Annotated in this window: 16 protein-coding genes; 3 read left to right on the forward strand and 13 right to left on the reverse strand. The window is 75.3% G+C overall.

Features of this window, described 5'->3' with window-relative positions:
• Positions 1-11 precede the first annotated feature (11 nt).
• The 7 genes from AB0M46_RS07785 to AB0M46_RS07815 all read right to left on the reverse strand — a co-directional run bounded on the left by AB0M46_RS07785 (position 12) and on the right by AB0M46_RS07815 (position 6,891).
• Positions 12-593 (reverse strand): HD domain-containing protein, encoded by a 582-nt coding sequence (locus AB0M46_RS07785; RefSeq protein WP_363333577.1) that lies wholly within the window; start codon positions 591-593, stop codon positions 12-14.
• Positions 593-1,246, reverse strand: a complete 654-nt coding sequence (locus AB0M46_RS07790; RefSeq protein WP_363333579.1) for a hypothetical protein — start codon at positions 1,244-1,246, stop codon at positions 593-595. Before AB0M46_RS07790 ends, AB0M46_RS07785 begins: the two co-directional genes overlap by 1 nt.
• Positions 1,247-1,284: 38 nt before the next feature.
• Entirely contained in the window at positions 1,285-1,635 is a 351-nt protein-coding gene (locus AB0M46_RS07795; protein ID WP_363333581.1) for a hypothetical protein, read from the reverse strand.
• A 38-nt stretch (positions 1,636-1,673) separates the two neighbouring features.
• The gene (locus AB0M46_RS07800) at positions 1,674-3,692 is read right to left on the reverse strand and encodes an SIR2 family protein (RefSeq protein WP_363333582.1); all 2,019 of its coding nucleotides are present in this window, start codon (positions 3,690-3,692) and stop codon (positions 1,674-1,676) included.
• Positions 3,692-4,960, reverse strand: coding sequence for a YqgE/AlgH family protein (locus AB0M46_RS07805; RefSeq protein ID WP_363333584.1), 1,269 nt, complete (start codon positions 4,958-4,960; stop codon positions 3,692-3,694). The genes AB0M46_RS07800 and AB0M46_RS07805 overlap by 1 nt, the downstream gene beginning before the upstream one ends.
• Before the next feature lie 4 nt (positions 4,961-4,964).
• Entirely contained in the window at positions 4,965-5,321 is a 357-nt protein-coding gene (locus tag AB0M46_RS07810; RefSeq protein WP_363333586.1) for a hypothetical protein, read from the reverse strand.
• A 61-nt stretch (positions 5,322-5,382) separates the two neighbouring features.
• Positions 5,383-6,891 carry a CYTH and CHAD domain-containing protein gene (locus AB0M46_RS07815; protein WP_363333588.1) on the reverse strand — a complete coding sequence of 503 codons (1,509 nt, stop codon included), beginning with the start codon at positions 6,889-6,891 and terminating at the stop codon, positions 5,383-5,385.
• 71 nt (positions 6,892-6,962) lie between these two features.
• On the opposite strand from AB0M46_RS07815, the gene AB0M46_RS07820 reads away from it, so the two are divergent.
• Positions 6,963-7,148 carry a hypothetical protein gene (locus AB0M46_RS07820; RefSeq protein WP_363333590.1) on the forward strand — a complete coding sequence of 62 codons (186 nt, stop codon included), beginning with the start codon at positions 6,963-6,965 and terminating at the stop codon, positions 7,146-7,148.
• Positions 7,149-7,251: 103 nt separating this feature from the next.
• Entirely contained in the window at positions 7,252-9,330 is a 2,079-nt protein-coding gene (locus AB0M46_RS07825) for an alkaline phosphatase family protein (protein ID WP_363333592.1), read from the forward strand.
• A 22-nt stretch (positions 9,331-9,352) separates the two neighbouring features.
• On the opposite strand, the gene AB0M46_RS07830 is transcribed toward AB0M46_RS07825, so the two are convergent.
• From AB0M46_RS07830 to AB0M46_RS07845, 4 genes are all read right to left on the reverse strand, one after another.
• Positions 9,353-9,955, reverse strand: coding sequence for a VTT domain-containing protein (locus AB0M46_RS07830; RefSeq protein ID WP_363333594.1), 603 nt, complete (start codon positions 9,953-9,955; stop codon positions 9,353-9,355).
• Positions 9,955-10,698 carry an MBL fold metallo-hydrolase gene (locus AB0M46_RS07835; protein ID WP_363333596.1) on the reverse strand — a complete coding sequence of 248 codons (744 nt, stop codon included), beginning with the start codon at positions 10,696-10,698 and terminating at the stop codon, positions 9,955-9,957. The genes AB0M46_RS07830 and AB0M46_RS07835 overlap by 1 nt, the downstream gene beginning before the upstream one ends.
• 35 nt (positions 10,699-10,733) lie before the next feature.
• Entirely contained in the window at positions 10,734-12,059 is a 1,326-nt protein-coding gene (locus AB0M46_RS07840; protein ID WP_363333598.1) for a condensation domain-containing protein, read from the reverse strand.
• A gap of 66 nt (positions 12,060-12,125) precedes the next feature.
• Positions 12,126-12,692: an Lrp/AsnC family transcriptional regulator gene (locus AB0M46_RS07845; protein ID WP_363333600.1), complete on the reverse strand. Its 567-nt coding sequence runs from the start codon at positions 12,690-12,692 to the stop codon at positions 12,126-12,128.
• A 26-nt stretch (positions 12,693-12,718) separates the two neighbouring features.
• Between AB0M46_RS07845 and AB0M46_RS07850 the strand changes: the two genes are divergently transcribed.
• Positions 12,719-14,164, forward strand: a complete 1,446-nt coding sequence (locus AB0M46_RS07850) for an MFS transporter (protein ID WP_363333602.1) — start codon at positions 12,719-12,721, stop codon at positions 14,162-14,164.
• Here the strand turns inward: AB0M46_RS07850 and AB0M46_RS07855 are convergent.
• Positions 14,096-14,977: a phosphotransferase gene (locus tag AB0M46_RS07855; RefSeq protein ID WP_363333604.1), complete on the reverse strand. Its 882-nt coding sequence runs from the start codon at positions 14,975-14,977 to the stop codon at positions 14,096-14,098. The two genes, AB0M46_RS07850 and AB0M46_RS07855, sit on opposite strands and share 69 nt — an antisense overlap.
• Positions 14,974-15,741, reverse strand: coding sequence for an alpha/beta hydrolase family protein (locus tag AB0M46_RS07860; RefSeq protein WP_363333606.1), 768 nt, complete (start codon positions 15,739-15,741; stop codon positions 14,974-14,976). Before AB0M46_RS07860 ends, AB0M46_RS07855 begins: the two co-directional genes overlap by 4 nt.
• Positions 15,742-15,752: the final 11 nt, after the last annotated feature.

Here is a 15,752-nt window from a genome sequence, read left to right on the forward strand (position 1 = left end):
GGAAGATCTTGTCACCGTGCCCGATCGACGGCAAGCGCGGCATACTCGGCCACGAGTTTGCGCAGGCGGAGCAGCACGGGCCGGTCCCCGAGCCGGCGCTGCAGCACGGCGAGCACCTCCCGGTAGTTCCACAGCAGCTCCTCGGCGCTCCGCGCGCTGCTGGCGAACAGTTCGGGCCCGAACCGGTGCAGGTCGTCCACGAGGGACTGCAGGCTGCACACCTTGTCGGCCGCGATGACCAGCAGCGACTCGGCACCCGCCTCGGAGTCCATCCGCCCCAGGTGGGCCCGCTTGCGCTCCCGCCAGGTCAGCCGCTGCCGCTCGCCGTGGTCGGCGTCGGTGCAGTCGTGCACGATGCGGTACACCTCGTCGCCGAACGCGGCCCGCAGCGCCCCGCGCCCGGTCGGCTGGTCCTCGAGCACGTCGTGCAGCAGCGCCCCGATCGCGGCCGTCTCGCCGCCGCCCTCCTCGAGCACGATCGCGCAGGTGGCGAGCAGGTGCGACACGTACGGCGTGCCGGTGTTGTGCCGGACCTGCCGATGGTGGTGCCGCGCCGCGAACGCCAGCGCCTCCTCGAACCGCGGCGACAGCATCAGGAGATCATCGCCGCGATGTCCTGCAACTGCCGCGTGACCTCGGCGCGCGCCAGCCGCCTGCCGAGCTGCACGCCGCCCCGGGGCGGTGGCTCGTCCGGCCGGTAGTAGACCTGTGAGCGCACCTTCTCGCGGGGGCCGCGCATGACGAGGGTCGCGCAGGCCTCCCGCCGGTCGGTGACCGCCCGGTGCACGATCGCGGACGTCGTGACGTACTGGCCGTGCAGGGGCGCCCGCTCGACGGTGCGGACCTGGGTCAGCCCGATCCATCCGCAAGCAGCGATGTGGGCGAGCGTTCCGCCGAGGTACGGCCGATACGTGAACCGCTGCCAAGGCTCCCCCGCGGGGTCCTCGTCCAGCTCGACGAAGTACTGCCGCCCGCCGAGCAGGATCGAGCTGAAGGGGAACCGGTGGTCGTGCGGCCGCGAGACGTGCTGCGCGGCGGTCCGGGAGGCCGGCCAGTAGTGCAGGGTGAGCCGGCTGCCGTCGTCGTAGCGCGCCGCCACGATCTTCGTGAAGCCGTTGACGTGCCGGTAGGGGACGCCGCCGGCCAGCCGCCGTCCGCCCCTCAGGTCGGCGAGGAGCCGGTCGATCACCCCGCCGGCGTCGACGTGCTCGAGGTCGGTGCGGGGAAGGAGCTGCGGGCCAGCCACGTATACAGACTCTCGCACACGTCCCGGGGCCGGAGGCGTTACCCCCGGCCGCGGCGGGTGAACCGCTCGGCGGCCTCGAGCACCCGCTTGATCGTGTCCCCGGTGGCCTCGCGCAGCATCCCTGCCGGCGACCGCCCGGCGATCCCGGCCGCCCCGACCTCGCGCAACCATCCGGCCGCCGCCCCGAGCCGGTTGGCCCGCGCGAACGCGTCCGCCACCTCGACGGCACCGCGCAGCCGCCCGGCCATCTCGGCCCAGCGCCGCCGGTCGCCCCGCCACCGCTGGAACTCGGTCACCGACCCCGCCCCGGCGATGTAGGCGGTCAGATCCTCACCCAGCAGCGCCACGCAGCGGTCGATGCCGCGCGCCGACAGGACCCCCACGGTCATGGCACAAACGCTACCTGCGCGGAGCCACGAGGGCGAGGTCAGGACAGATAGAACGCGGAGACGTCCTCGGCCAGCAGGTCCAGGACCGGGATGCCACCCTCCAGGGCGGCGGCGAAGGCCGACCACGAGTCCAGCCGGTAGCCGCCCGCCTCCGGGAAGTCCCCGCCCGTCAGGTACCGCGGCAGCAGGAACGCGTTCTGGACCAGCCAGTGCACGTAGCCGCCCTCCTCGCCCCACCCCGGCAGGGAGCGGGTCGAGTTGAGGTACGCGCGCAGCTCCGCGGGGGAGGACCACCGGACCATCCGGGACTCGTTGGTCAGGTGCTTGATGTACGGGTTGTACAGCAGGGTGCCGCCCAGGCCGAAGTGCTCGCGGAACTGCTCCCACAGCAGGCGCTCGTCGCTGCCGGCGTAGGCCATCACCTCGGCGGCCGGCTCGTCCTCCAGCAGGTGGTGCAGGTAGGACCAGGTCGTCAGCGGGGTCAGGAGGCGGTTGGCGTCCTTGCTCAGCAGCGTCTGGACGATCGCGGCGGCGTTGCGCTCCAGGTCGTGCAGCGCCAGGTGCGGCACGACCTTGATGGCGGCCAGGACGCTGTACAGCGACGGGCTGCGCTCGCCGTAGAAGGTGCGGGCCACCGACCACGGGTCGGTCGGGCGCAGCAGGGACTCGGGGGAGTGCGCGGGGGCGCCGGCCACGTAGTCCTGCAGGGAGGCGACCGACGGGGCGGCGGCCGGGTCGACCCGGCGCATCCAGCGCAGCAGGTCGGCGGTGAAGGCGGCGCTGAGCTCCTCGCGGCCGGCGACGCCGAAGTCGTCGAGGCAGATCGCCACGCGCACGCCGCGGGCCGACAGGGCGGCGGCCGTGAGGGCCTGCACGGCGTTGATGAGCGACGCGCGGGCGCGCAGGCGCAGCGGCCAGAAGAGCAGCCGCGGGTGCTGCGGCTCGCCGGCCCAGTCCACGCCCCAGCCGTAGCGGCGCTCCAGCTGGCGCAGCAGGGGCAGTACGCCGTCCGGGGCGGTGTTGCCCGGCTGGGAGAACAGCTCGCGCTCCCATTCCAGGTGGCGGACCCGGCGCCGGGGGTCGACGCGCGGGCCGGCGGGCGGGACCTCGAGCCGGTCGGCGAGGGCGGTGAACAGGCGGTCGCCGTCGACGTCGGGGTAGAAGGTGACGATGCCGTCGAGGCGGTCGGGCAGGCGCAGCGGGGCGGCGTCGTGCAGCGCCCACAGCACGCGCACGGGGCGGGCGGCGGACACGGCGCGCAGGGCGCTCGTCACGACGTCGTCCCAGCCGCTGTACCCCACCACGACCACGACGTCCCCGGTGACCAGGTCGGCCAGGGCCCGGGCGGTCGACTCCGGGGCGGTGGCGTCCGGCGCCGGGTCGTGCAGCAGCGGCTCGCGGGCCTCCTCGCCGACCGGGCGCCAGAAGCCGTGGAGATGGAAGACCTGCACCGCGCCCTCGCCCTCGGGGCGGCGGTCGGGGCGGCCGTCCGGGGCGACGGGCACGCTGACCGCCTGGCGGCCGGTGTGCCGCACGGCGATCTCGAAGAGCGGGTCGAAGTTGGTGGTGAGCAGGGCGTTGCCGAACTCGTCGGGGCGGCCCGCGAGGAGGCGGCCAACCGCCTGGACGCCGGCCGGCAGCTCCCACCAGTCGAGGCTGTTCTCGACCCGCTCGCCGAGGCGCAGGTCGACCCGCTGCCAGATGCCGTGCGTGGCCAGCGGTGAGGAGGCGAGGTCGGGGGCCCGGTAGCCGGCCAGGACGGCCTGCTGGGCGACCACGTCGAACTCGCCCGGGCGGCGGCGGGCGGTGAAGACGCGGCGGTACGCCAGGTAGACCTCGATCGGCAGCGCGTGCGGCCCGAGCGCGGCGCGGGCCTGGTGCAGGGCCTGGATCAGCTCGCCGTCGTCGCCGAGGCCGGTGGCGTAACGCTCGGCCAGCTCGACGAGCTCCTCCAGGCCGGGCACGGCGGGCATGGTCATGCCGGCGCCCAGCACGAGCGTGACGGTGCCGCCGTGGTGGATGGCGGAGACGATGTCGTCGATCAGGCGCGCTTCCATCACTCTCCCGCGGCCCGGGCGTGCAGGGTCGTCCACAGGTCGCGCGGGCGGCTGGACAGCGCCTCGCGCACGTCGGCGTCGCTGAGCAGCAGCAGGCCACCGTCGATGTCGGCCTCCAGCTGCTCGGGGCCCCAGCCGAGGTACCCGCTGAACAGCCGCAGCCCGGAGATGACCGCGGGCAGCGGGGCCGGGTCGGCGGACAGGGCGATCGTGCCGAGCCGGTCGCGGATCGGGTGGAAGCGCAGCGGGGGCTCCACGTCGGGGCGCAGCCGGGCGACCGCGATGAAGCCCTCATACCGGCTCAGCGGCCCGGCGTCGAACAGCACCGCGGGGGTGGTCAGCAGCCGCCGCCAGCCCTGCGGGATGTCGGCCGGCAGCGGGTCGGCGGTCGGGCGGTTGATCCGCACGCCGACCGCGCCGCGGCCCCGGTCGTGGCGCAGGATGAGCACGGCCGCCTGGCGCAGGTCGCGGTCCTCGACGGCGGCGGTGGCGACCACGATCCGCCCGACGAGGTCGCGGCGGTGCCGGGCGGCGTTGCGCACCAGGGCCAGCTCGTCGCCGGCGGAGCGCAGTGCGGGCAGCTCGAAGCCGCGCTCGCGCAGCCGCAGGGTGACCTCGCGCCAGACGGTGCGTACGTCGAGGATGGCCGGGCGGTCGGGAAGGCCGCCGCGCAGCACCCGCAGCAGCTCGCCGGTGAACGCGGTGTACGGCTCTCCGGGCGGGGCCTGGGCGGTGCGGTTGCGCGGTGCGGAGACCAGCAGGCAGGTGTCGTCGGTGCCGGCCTGGTCGGCCACCGTCTGGGACCCGGACTCGCCCGCGGCCAGGGCGCCGGCGGCCCGCCCGGCGTAGCAGCAGTCCAGGACGACCAGCCGCCGCCGGGCCCGGCTGCCGGCCACCGCCCGCCTGATGTGCTCGAACGGGAGACCGGCCTCATACGGTACGGCGGGATCCGTGTCCCGCAGCCCCAGCACCAGGCTGCCGTCGACCGGGTCGACGAGCCCGTGGCCGGCGTAGTAGACGACGAGCATCCCCTCCGCCGCGGTCTCGTCCGCGGCGCGCCGCAGCACCCGGCTGACCTCCCGGGCGTCGTCGGGGTCGGGCAGCACCGTGCAGTGCTCCGGCGCCAGCCCCCACAGCTCGGGGTCCTGCAGCACCCCGGCCAGCGCGGTGAGGTTGCGCGGGATGGCGGGCACCTCGGGCAGCGACGTGTACCGCGCCCCGCCCACGAGCACTGCCCGCGACGCCCGCGGGTCGGCGAGGTCCGGCACCGCTTCAGCCGTCGAGCGCCCGGGCGGCGGCGGCCACGGCCTGCGGGTCGGCGGACTCGATGCGCACGGACACGCCGTCGGGGTCGATCCGGGTCAGGATCACGGCCGGCGCGGCGGGGCGGGTGCGCCGCCAGCTCGACACGGCCAGCAACAGCTGCCCCACCGACAGCCCGGTGCCGAGCACCAGGCTGATGATCTCGACCGCGGCGCCCAGCTCGCCGGGGCTCCCGGCGGTGGACAGCCCGATCTCGGACTGCACGACGTTGGGCTCGCCGACCAGCCAGCGCTGCAGGCTGAGCAGCGTATCGACGTCCGGGTCCGGCCCGTCGCCGAGTGGTTCGAGGTGGATCTGCAGCTGCACTGGTCAACCCGGGGTGTCAGGGGGCGAGAGTTCGAACCTTATCGAACCGACGCCACCCCTGTCACCCGAAGAGCGCCTTCTTCGCCTTCCGTGCCTGGCCCTTGGTCCTGCCCAGCGCGCGCAGCGCCTGGCGGCCGTGCTCGTCGGTGCGCGCGTGCAGCAGCCCGTACGTGAACCCGTTCTCGCCGGCGCCGTGCGCGCCGATCGCGTACTGGCGCAGCAGCTCCCCGGTGACCAGGGCGTCCTGGTGGGCGCCGAGCACGTCCTGCAGGCCGGTGAGCCGATCGGCGAGCCTCGTGGCCCGCTTCCCGGCGATGGGGGCGACCAGCTCGACCGCGTACCGGGCCCGCTTGTAGGCCTTGCGGGCCTCGTGCAGGCGCTCGTCGGGGGTCGGCATCCCGGGCCGGGTGCGGCGGCCGGCGGCCCGCTCGGCGGCGGCGAGGCGGCCGTCGGCCCGCTCGACGGCCTTGCGGGCGCGGCGCAGGAGCTGGCGGGAGGGGATCCGGTCGGGCTCGGCCGTGCGGGCCACGAGCGCGTCGATGTCGTTGAGCAGGGTGGTGTACCGCGGGCTGTCGAGCCCCTTCATCAGCGCTTCCCGGCCCTCGGCCGACCGCGCGGCCAGCAGCGAGGTGATGCGTGCGGACACCGGCCCGAGCACCAGCTCGCCCGGCACGGCGGCGACCAGCCCGGCCAGCCGCTCGCCCATGACGTCGCAGTCGCGCACCTCGCCCAGCAGCCCGGTGACCCACTTGATCTCGTCGTGCAGGGCGTCGAGGTCGCCGGAGAGGACCGGGGCGAACGAGCGCAGCGTGGAGCGCAGCCGCCGGGTGGCGACGCGCATCCGGTGCACCGCCTCGGCGTCGCCCTCGCGCACGGAAGGGTCGTGCTCGACGAGCGCGTCGCGCTGGGCGGCCACGTAGGCGGCCAGTGCCCGGCGGGCCTTCGAGCCGCGCAGCCGCAGCGGCGCGGGGGGCGGGTACTCCTTGCCGAGGGCCTGGGCCAGCTTCGAGGGGCTCGTCGACGGCCGGGCGCCGGCCCTGCGCAGCGCCGCGTCGAGGCGGGCGAGGGCGGCGCCGTCCCCGTCGACCAGCTCGATCTCCAGCTCGTGCCACTCGCGGGCCCGGCCGGTGCGCAGCGACTCGGTGGTGACCCGGTCGTCGGCGACGAGCGCGACGGTGCTGCCGTCGGCGGCCTTGAGCTCCCGCTCGACCCGGTGCGTGCGGATGCGGGCGACCGGGGTCAGCGCCTCGCCCCGGGCCAGCGCGCGGACCTGGTCGGTCACGGCCCGCGGCGGGGTGCGGTGGCGGTTGTTGGCCGGCACCTGCAGCTCGCTGCGTTCCCCGCCCGACGGGCGCTTGAGGTGCCAGCCGGCGTCGTGCCCGCCGCTGCGCCGGCGCAGCGTGACCCGGCCCCGCGCCAGGTGCAGTGCGTCGGTGTCGTAGTAGACCGCGTCGAGTCGCTGGTCGTCCGGCTCGCCGACGGCGGCGACGCCGCCGATCCCCCGCAGGTCGGGCAGCGCGAAACCGTCCGGGACCTCGTACTTGCGTTCGACTTCGAGTTTTCCGGCCATGCACTCATTCTCGCAGTGAACTCACCACTACGCGAAGATGAACGTGCGATAAACGAAAGGTGCACTACGACATGCTCCAGCTGCTCGACGACCACCTGGCCGAGCTCGCCGCCCTGCGCCACGTCCTCGCCGCGGCGCGGCCGGTCCATATGGGCGAGCGGCTGTCGGCGGCGACCGAGACGGTGCGCTCGGCCGAGCGGTACGCGCTGGCGGTCGGCGCCCTGCTGGACCCGCAACCGGCGAGCGTCGCGCGATAGGCGCGTGGCGAGCGCGCCGTCGCCGGACCGCGCCGCCGGGTGCGAGTTGGGTCACGCTGATCGGTTATCGGGCGTTCGGCGGCGCCGGTCGTAATCTGGGCACGTGGGTGTCGTCAGGCAGCGGGTGCGCTTCGCCATCCGGCTGTTACGGGACTGGCGGCTCACCGTCGCGTGGGGCAAGTCGCTGCTGCGCTCCGGTCTGACCAGCGTCGTCGTCCTCGCCGTCACCTTCTGGCTGCTGCCCGGCGTGACGGCCCGCGGCGGCCCGCTCACCTTCGTCGAGCTCACCGTCCTGCTGGCGCTCATCGGCACGCTCATGCGCCTGGTGCTGCTCGGCGTCGCGGTCGTGGTCGGCGGGATCGGGGTGCTCGCGCTCGGCGTGGTCATCCAGGCCGTCGTCATGTTCACCGCGCTGCGGCTGGCCGACGGGGTCAGCGTCGACTCGTTCGCCGACGCCTGGGTGGCCAGCTGGCTCGCCGCCGCGCTCACCGCGATGGTGAACTGGCTCGCCGACGCCGGCAGCGAGGACGTGTTCCTCGGCCAGGCGCTGCGCCAGATGGCCCGGCGGCACCGCGGCACCCCCGCGACCGAGCCCGGCGTGCTCATCGTGCAGCTCGACGGGCTCTCCGCGCCGCTGCTGTCCTGGGCGGTCAAGGCCGGCAACCTGCCCAACCTCGGCAAGTGGGTGCGCACCGGCACGCACACCATGCGGGCCTGGCACACCGGGCTGCCGGCCACCACCCCGGCCAGCCAGGCCGGCATCCTGCACGGCGACTTCGGGCAGATCCCGGCGTTTCGCTGGTACGAGAAGGAGGCCGCCCGCCTCGTCGTCACCAACCGCCCGCGCGACGCCGCCGACGTCGAGGCCCGCATCTCCACCGGCCGCGGCCTGCTCGCCGACGGCGGCGTGAGCATCAGCAACGTGTTCTCCGGCGACGCCCCGACCAGCCTGCTCACCTTCAGCAACGCCGCGCTGCCCGGCCGCTCGGCCCGCGGCTACCTGGCCTTCGTGGCCAGCCCCTACGGCTTCGCCCGGGCCGTCGTGCTGTCCGTCGGCGAGATGCTCAAGGAGATCCAGCAGGCCCGCCGGCAGCGCTTCCGCAACGTGTACCCCCGGGTGTCGCGCACCGCCGCGTACGTCGCCCTGCGCGCGGTCACCAACGTGCTGCTGCGCGACCTCAACGTCTCGCTCATCGCCGAGCAGATGAGCCGCGGCGCGCCCGTCATCTTCTGCGACTTCGTCGACTACGACGAGGTCGCCCACCACGCCGGCCCGCTGCGTCCCGAGGCGATGCAGACGCTCGAGGGCCTCGACCGGGTGCTGGGGACCCTGCACAAGCTGGCCCGGGTGGCCGGCCGCGACTACCGGATCGTGGTGCTCTCCGACCACGGGCAGAGCCAGGGGGCGACCTTCCGCCAGCGCTACGGCGTGACGCTCGAACGCCTCATCGCCGACCTCGCCGGCAACGACGCCGAGCCGGCCTCCGGCGGCCCGGACGAGGAGGACTGGGGCCGGGCCAACACGCTGCTGGCCGGCGTGTCGAACCAGACCCGCTCGTGCGGCCCCGTCACGCATCGCCCCCGCGGCGAGGTCGTCACCATCGCCTCCGGCAACCTCGCCATGCTGTACCTCACCGACGTCCCCGGCCGCGCGGACCTCGACACCGTCGAGGCGCTGCGCCCGGGCCTGGTCGACGGTCTGGCCAAGCACCCCGGCATCGGCGTCGTCGTGGTCGACACCCCGGACGGCCCCGTCGCGATCGGCCCGGCCGGCCGGCACCGGCTGCGCGACGCGCACATCGAGGGCGACGACCCGCTGCTGCCCTACGGCCCGTCGGCCGCCGCCGACCTGCTCGCCCACCAGGCGATGGCCCACGTCGGCGACCTGGTGGTGCTCAGCCGGGTCGACCCCGGCACCGACGAGGTGGCCGCCTTCGAGGAACTGGTGGGCTCGCACGGCGGCATCGGCGGCTGGCAGACCGAGGCGGTGCTGGTCCACCCGGCCGACTGGCCGGTGCTCGACGCCCGGCCGGTCGGCCCGGTCGCCATCCACGAGCAGCTCGTCGCCTGGCTCGACGACCTGGGCCTGCGCGCCCCGGTGCCGGTGCCCGCCCCGCGTGACATCCCGGCGCCCGGCGACGGCGAGAGCGCTCCCCTGTCCGGCAAACTGCAGGGTGCTTAGATCAACTAGCCTCGAATGACCCTCAGGACTCGGCGCCTGCCGAGAGGCGGTCCTGGCGGGCCTGGCGGCGCCGCTCCACCCAGCCGGCGACCTGGCCCGCGGCCAGCACGATGACGATCGCGGCGGCCACGCCCTGCCACGGCTGCGGGAAGACGTTGCGGCTCAGCAGCCCGATGGCCGAGTACGTGGCGGCCCACAGCGCGCAGGCGGCCACGTTCGACACGATGAACGTGCGCCACGACAGCCCGACGATGGCGGCCGTGAGCAGCACCGGGATGCGGCCGCCGGGCACCAGCCGGGACACCAGCAGCGCCGACACCGGGTGCCGCCGCAGCCGCTCCCGCACGGTCTCGGCGAGCCGCCACGGCTGGCGCAGCAGCCGCAGCCGCCGGGTCAGCGCCTCGCCGCCGGCCCGGCAGATGGCGAAGGTGACCGCGTCGCCGGTGTACGCGCCCAGGCCGCCCGCCGCCACCACCACCGGCACGGCCAGGGGGCTGTAGTGCGCGGCCAGCACCGCGGTCGCGCTCACCGCCGCCCCCGTCGGCAGCACCGGCACCGTCGAGCCGACCGCGACCACCGCGAAGGTCACCGCCAGCGCGGCGACCAGCCCCCCGAACGTGACCATCAAACGGTCATGCTCTCGCCGGGGGCCAGCACCCGCACGTCGGTGCCCGGGGCGGTGGTGCGGGTGTGTGCCGCGAACTCCTCGCCCGGGCGGTGGAAGCGGTCCGGGCGGACCCGCCCGCAGCCGACCGGCCACAGGGTGCCCCAGTGGATCGGCACCGCCCGGGCCGGCTCGGTCAGGCGCATCGCCTCGGCCGCGCCGGCCGGGTCGAGGTGGCCGGGGCCGAGCGTCCAGCCCCAGCCCCACACCGGCACGAGGGCGAGGTCGAGCGGGCCGAGCTCCTTCATCTCGTCGAACAGCCCGGTGTCGCCGCCGAACCAGGCCGAACGGTCGCCGCTGACCACGTAGCCGAGAGCCACCGCGCGGATGCGTGACGTCGGGGTTCGGCCGCCGTCGTGGGCGGCCGGGACCGCCCGGACGGTGACCCCGCCCACTGTGGTCTCCTCGCCGGCCCGCAGCTCGGTGAAGTCGCGCTCGCCGAGGCGGCCGCGCAGGAAGCCGGCCGCCCCGCGCGGGACGATCAGCCGGGTCGAGGCCGGCAGCGCCCGCAGCGAGGGCAGGTCGCAGTGGTCGGAGTGCAGGTGCGACACCACGACCGCGTCCGGCGGGTGGGCCAGCGCTGGCCGGGGGCCGCGCCGCCGGCGCAGGTGCGCGAGGCGGTTGCGCAGCACGGGGTCGGTGAGGATCGTGACCCCGCGGTCGCGCAGCGCCACGGTCGCGTGGCCCCACCAGGTGACTTCCATGCAGACATCATCCACCCCCGCGGGCAGGCCACGCCTCAGAAGGTGTGCGTGGACGGGTCGAGGGCGGCCGCGACGACGAAGCTCTCCATCTCCGACAGCAGCCGCCGCACGTCCGGAAGCGGCAGGTACGCGGTGTCCGCCTCGGTGGTGATCTGCACCGTGTCCGGCAGGTCGTCGATATTGATCATGAGCTTCTCGTTGAAGTACGGCAGCACCGTCTCCCGCACGAGCTCGGTGCGCGGCAGGGCGGCCCGGATCGCGTCCTCGGCGGGCGGCTCGGCCGGCGCACTGAGCGCGACCCGCCGCTCGTTGTGGAACACGGCCAGGTCGATCGGCTCGCCCCGCTCCTTGGCCACCCGGTCGAAGAGGGCCAGGCGGGCGCCGGGGTCGTAGTAGGCGTACTTCGAGGCGCTCATCGACGCCTGCCGGGCCCGCGCCACCGCCTCGGCCGCGCTGACCCCCTTGGCGTCGAAGACCACGAGCCCGTTCTGCGCGAGGGGGCTGACGAGGTCGGCCAGGCCCGGGCGGAACCGGTTGGAGATGATCACCTGCGCGGCGAAGGGCCCGTCGCCGCCGGCCACCCGCCCGAACGCCACGGCGTAGGCGGCCAGCATCACCGGGGCGGCGTCCACGCCCAGCAGCGCCGCCAGCCGCTCGCCGGCGAGGTACAGGGCGGGGGAGCGCCACACCAGCTGCCGGAACCGGTCGCCGTCGGGCTCGGCGAAGCGCGCGAAGCGCTGGGGCTCGATGGCGCGCAGCTGGGTCTCCCAGTACCGCATCGCGTTGTCGCTCTGCCGCCCGGCCGACCGCTGCCTGGCGACCAGATCGAGGTGCCCGGCCGCGCCGCGCTCGCCGGCCGTGGCCCGCTCGGCCAGCTCGCGGATCATGACCCCGAGCCCGCCGGCGTCGGTGGCGATGTGGCAGACCATGACGACGACGTGGCTGACCGGGCCGCCGTCGCCGGCCCGCACGACCGCCATCCGGATCGGCCACTCGCGGGTGTAGTCGAAGTTGCGGGCCCTCCAGCCGGCGAAGATCTCGTCGGCGAGGGCCTGTGCGCCCTCGGCCGGCTCGGCCGTGTGCACCTCCAGGCCGGCCTCGCCCGTGCCGTGCACCTCCTGGGTGGTGGTGCCGTCGGGGGCGATGCGCAGCAGGGTGCGCATCGCGGGGTACCGCATCAGGAAGAACCGCAGCTCCTGCGCGAAGTCGCCGGCCTCGCGCCCGTCGCCGACCGGCACCACCCCGCCTATGCTCATCGAGGTGCCGACCTCGCGCATGGCCGTCCACACCTGCCGCTGTCCCCACGTGAGGTCGCCGGTCTCGGCACCGTCCGTCGCAAACGTCACCCCAATGCGTTCCATGGCACAGGATCGTGCCCGTATTGCATCGATGAAGGCAAGAAGGCGAATGGATGAGCGAACGCGCGTTCAGCCCGTGTGCTGGTGCGGCAGCAGCGCACCCACCTGCTTGACGTGGCGCAGGGAGGGCGCCGACTCGAGCCGGTCCACGCCCGGCAGCGGCCCCACCCGGTGCGTCACGTACTCGTACAGCCCCGCCATGTCGTGGCAGATCACGGTGGCCACGAGGTTCGTCTCCCCGGTGGTGGCCGCCGCGAACACCACCTCCGGGTGCGCGGCCATCGCCTGCCCGACCGCGGCCAGATGGGCCGGCGCCACGCTGAGCCACAGCAGGAACCGCGCGGGGTACCCGAACAGCGCCGGCTCCACCTCCACGTCGAAGAAGATCGCCCCCGTGCCGCGCAGGTGCTCCAGCCGCCGCCGCACCGTCGACTCCGACCAGCCGGTCGCCGCGGCCAGCTGCGGGTAGCCGAGCCGCCCGTCGCGGTTGAGCGCGGCCAGCAGCGGCCGGTCGTCGTCGCCGAGCGTGGCCACCGTGCCCGGCGCCGGCGGGGCGGGCCGCAGCCGGGCGATCTGCTCCGGGGTGAGCCGGGCCAGCCGGGTGTCGCCCTCGGCGCCGCCGGCGAAGTGGTGCATGAGGCAGTGCGCCCACATTCGACGGCATGCGCAAATGGTCCGCCCTCATCGCCGTCTCGATCGGCACCTTCATGCTGCTGGTCGACGTCACCATTGTGGTCGTCGCCCTGCCCGCCGTCGCCCGCGACCTGCCCGCCACCCTGGGCGGCCTGCAGTGGGTCCTCGACGGCTACGCCCTGGCCCTGGCCGCCGTGCTGCTGGGCTCCGGTGCCCTGGCCGACCGGCACGGCCGGCGCCGGGTGTACCTCGGCGGCACGGTCGTCTTCGCCCTCGCCTCGCTGTTGTGCGCGGTGGCCCCGAACGCCGGCCTGCTCGTCGCGGCCCGGTTCCTGCAGGGCCTCGGCGGCGCCGCGATGCTCGCCACCACCGTCGCCATCCTCAGCGTCACCTACACCGGCCGCGACCGCGGCGTGGCGTTCGGCGTCTGGGGCGCGGTCAACGGCGCCGCCGCGGCCGCCGGCCCGATCGCCGGCGGGCTGCTCACCGAGCACCTCGGCTGGCGCTGGATCTTCCTGGTCAACCTGCCGGTGAGCCTGCTCGCCCTGTGGTTCACCGTCCGCGGCGTCACCGAGTCCCGCGGCAAGGCCGGCGCCCGCCTCGACCTGCCCGGCACCGTGGCGTTCACGCTCAGCGCGGCCGCCGTGACGTTCGCCCTCATCCGCGGCGGCGACGCCGGCTGGACCGCCCCGTCCACCCTGGGCGCCTTCGCGCTGGCCGCGGTGGCCCTGGCCGGGTTCCTCGCGATCGAGCGGCGCACCGGGCACCCGATGCTGGACCTGCGCCTGTTCGCCAAGCCGTCCTTCTCCGTCCTCATGGTCGCGGCGGGACTGGCACAGGCCTCCGCCTTCGCGTATCTGCCGTTCACCACGGTCTGGCTGCAGCAGTTCCTGGGCAAGGGCCCGGTCGACGCCGGCCTGCTCGGCGCCCTGCCGATGTCGGCCGCCGCGTTCGTCGGCGGCGCGTTCGGCGGCCGCCTGCTGCAGCGCGTCGCGCCCCGCTGGAGCATCGGCATCGGCATGCTGCTGCTCGCCGCAGGGGCGTTCCTGCAGGCCCGGCTCACCCCGGCGAGCGGCGGCACCGCCCTCATCCCCGGCCTGATCGTGGCCGGCCTGGGTGTGGCCGCGGTGCTGCCGACGATGGCCTCGGCCGCCCTGGCCGCGGTCCCACACGAGCGCAGCGGCATGGCCGGCGGCGCGGTGAACACCTTCCGCCAGCTCGGCTTCGCCCTGGGCGTAGCCATCTTCGGCGCCCTGTTCGCCGACCGGCTCTCGGCGCACCACCCCCCGACCGACGCCATCAACCACGTCACCGCCGTGGCCGGCTGGGTCGCCCTCGCCGGTGGCGTCCTGGTCCTGCTCCTGGTCCGCACCGGCCGCCCCGCCTGGGAGGCCCCCGCGAAGCCTTCAGAGGCCGGCCAGCCCGGCGCGCTCGCCGGCCTCGACGGCGCTCAGCGTGACGAGGCCGTCGCGTGACCACTTCTTGTCGTTGAACAGCCGGATCCACAGGCCGGCCGCCCACGCCGCGCGGTTCTCCGCCGCGGTCCACGGGCGGCCGGCCGCCCGCTGGTAGCCCTCCAGGAACTCCGCGCTCTCCTCGACGGTGGCCCCGAACCGACCGTCGTGCCCGGCCGGCCACATCGCGGCGGCCACGCCGACGATCACCGCCTCGGGCTCGGCCACCGCGCTGTCCCAGTCGTGCACCGCGAGGGGCTCGCCGCCGCGCCACCACACGTTGTGGGCCTCGAAGTCGCAGTGCCCGACGACCGGCGGGGCGTCGAACCCGGCGAGCCGGGCCCGGACCGCCGCGGCGCCGGCGTCGTGCCAGGTGGGCTCCGCGTTCAGGTCGGCGTCGCGGTCGTCGGGGCGGGGCCAGAGCGGGCCTTCGTCGTGGTACCACCGGATCCAGGGCGGCGACGGGCGCAGCGTCGGCGTTGCGCGGGCATCCGGCGCGGCCGCGATCAGCCGGGCCAGCAGCGCCGCCGTCGGGCCGGCCGCCGGCGGCGCCTCGTCCGGGCCGCCGGGGACCGCCAGCTCGGCGCTCAGGGCCTGCCCGCCGAACCGGGCCGGGCCGGCGACCGGCTCCGGGCAGGGGAAGCCGGCCAGCCACAGGTGCCGCTGCACGTGCGCGCAGCCGGCCAGCCGCTCCTCGGCCGGGCGGGCCTTCACCACGACCTCGCGGCCGTCGGCCAGGCGCAGCACGTGCACCTCGGACAGGTTGCCGGTGACCAGGACCGTCCCGGCGACCTCGGCGCCGAGCCAGGCGCCGAGCTCGTCGGGGCCGATCACAGCGGCAGCCAGGCCAGCACGTCGCGGATCTTGGCATCCCAGTACGACCACTCGTGGTTGCCCGGCGAGAAGTCGGCCGTCAGCGCGATGCCGCGGGCGGCGCACGCGTCGCGGAAGCGCAGGTTGCCCGGGTACAGCACGTCCTGCGTCCCGCAGGTCAGGTACAGCGGCGGCCGCGCGCCCGGCCGGTCGAGCAGGTGGAACAGGTCCTCGTCGGTGCCCGCGATCGCCGGCGGGTCGCCGAAGATGCGCTGCCACATCCGCGGGTCCTCGGGCCGGTGCAGGGTGCCGGCCCGGTCGGCGAGGTCGAGCGCGCCGGAGAGGCTGGCCGCGGCGCCGAAGCGGTCCGGGTGGCGCAGGGCCAGCTTGAACGCCCCGTAGCCGCCCATGGACAGCCCGGCCACGAAGGTCTGGGCCGGGTCGGCGGAGAGGCGGAAGAACGCCCGGGCCTTGCGCGGCAGCTCCTCGGCGACGAACTGCCAGTACGGCCGCCCCCACGCCTCGTCGGTGTAGAAGCTGCGGTGCACCTGGGGCATCACGACGGCCACGCCGAGCTCGGCGACGTAGCGTTCGATCGAGGTGTACCGCGTCCAGGCCCCGTGGTCGTCGCTGAGCCCGTGCAGCAGGTAGAGGGTGGGGAAGTCCCCGGCGCGCGAGCTGCCGCCCAGGCCGATCTGCCCGGACGGCGGCTCCGGCAGCAGGACGCTCATCGTCGTGCCGAAGCCCAGGACGTCGGAATAAAAATCGCATCGCACCAGCGCCATGCAGCTACCGT

The sequence above is a fragment of the Dactylosporangium sp. NPDC051485 genome (assembly GCF_040682015.1).
GTDB lineage: Bacteria > Actinomycetota > Actinomycetes > Mycobacteriales > Micromonosporaceae > Dactylosporangium.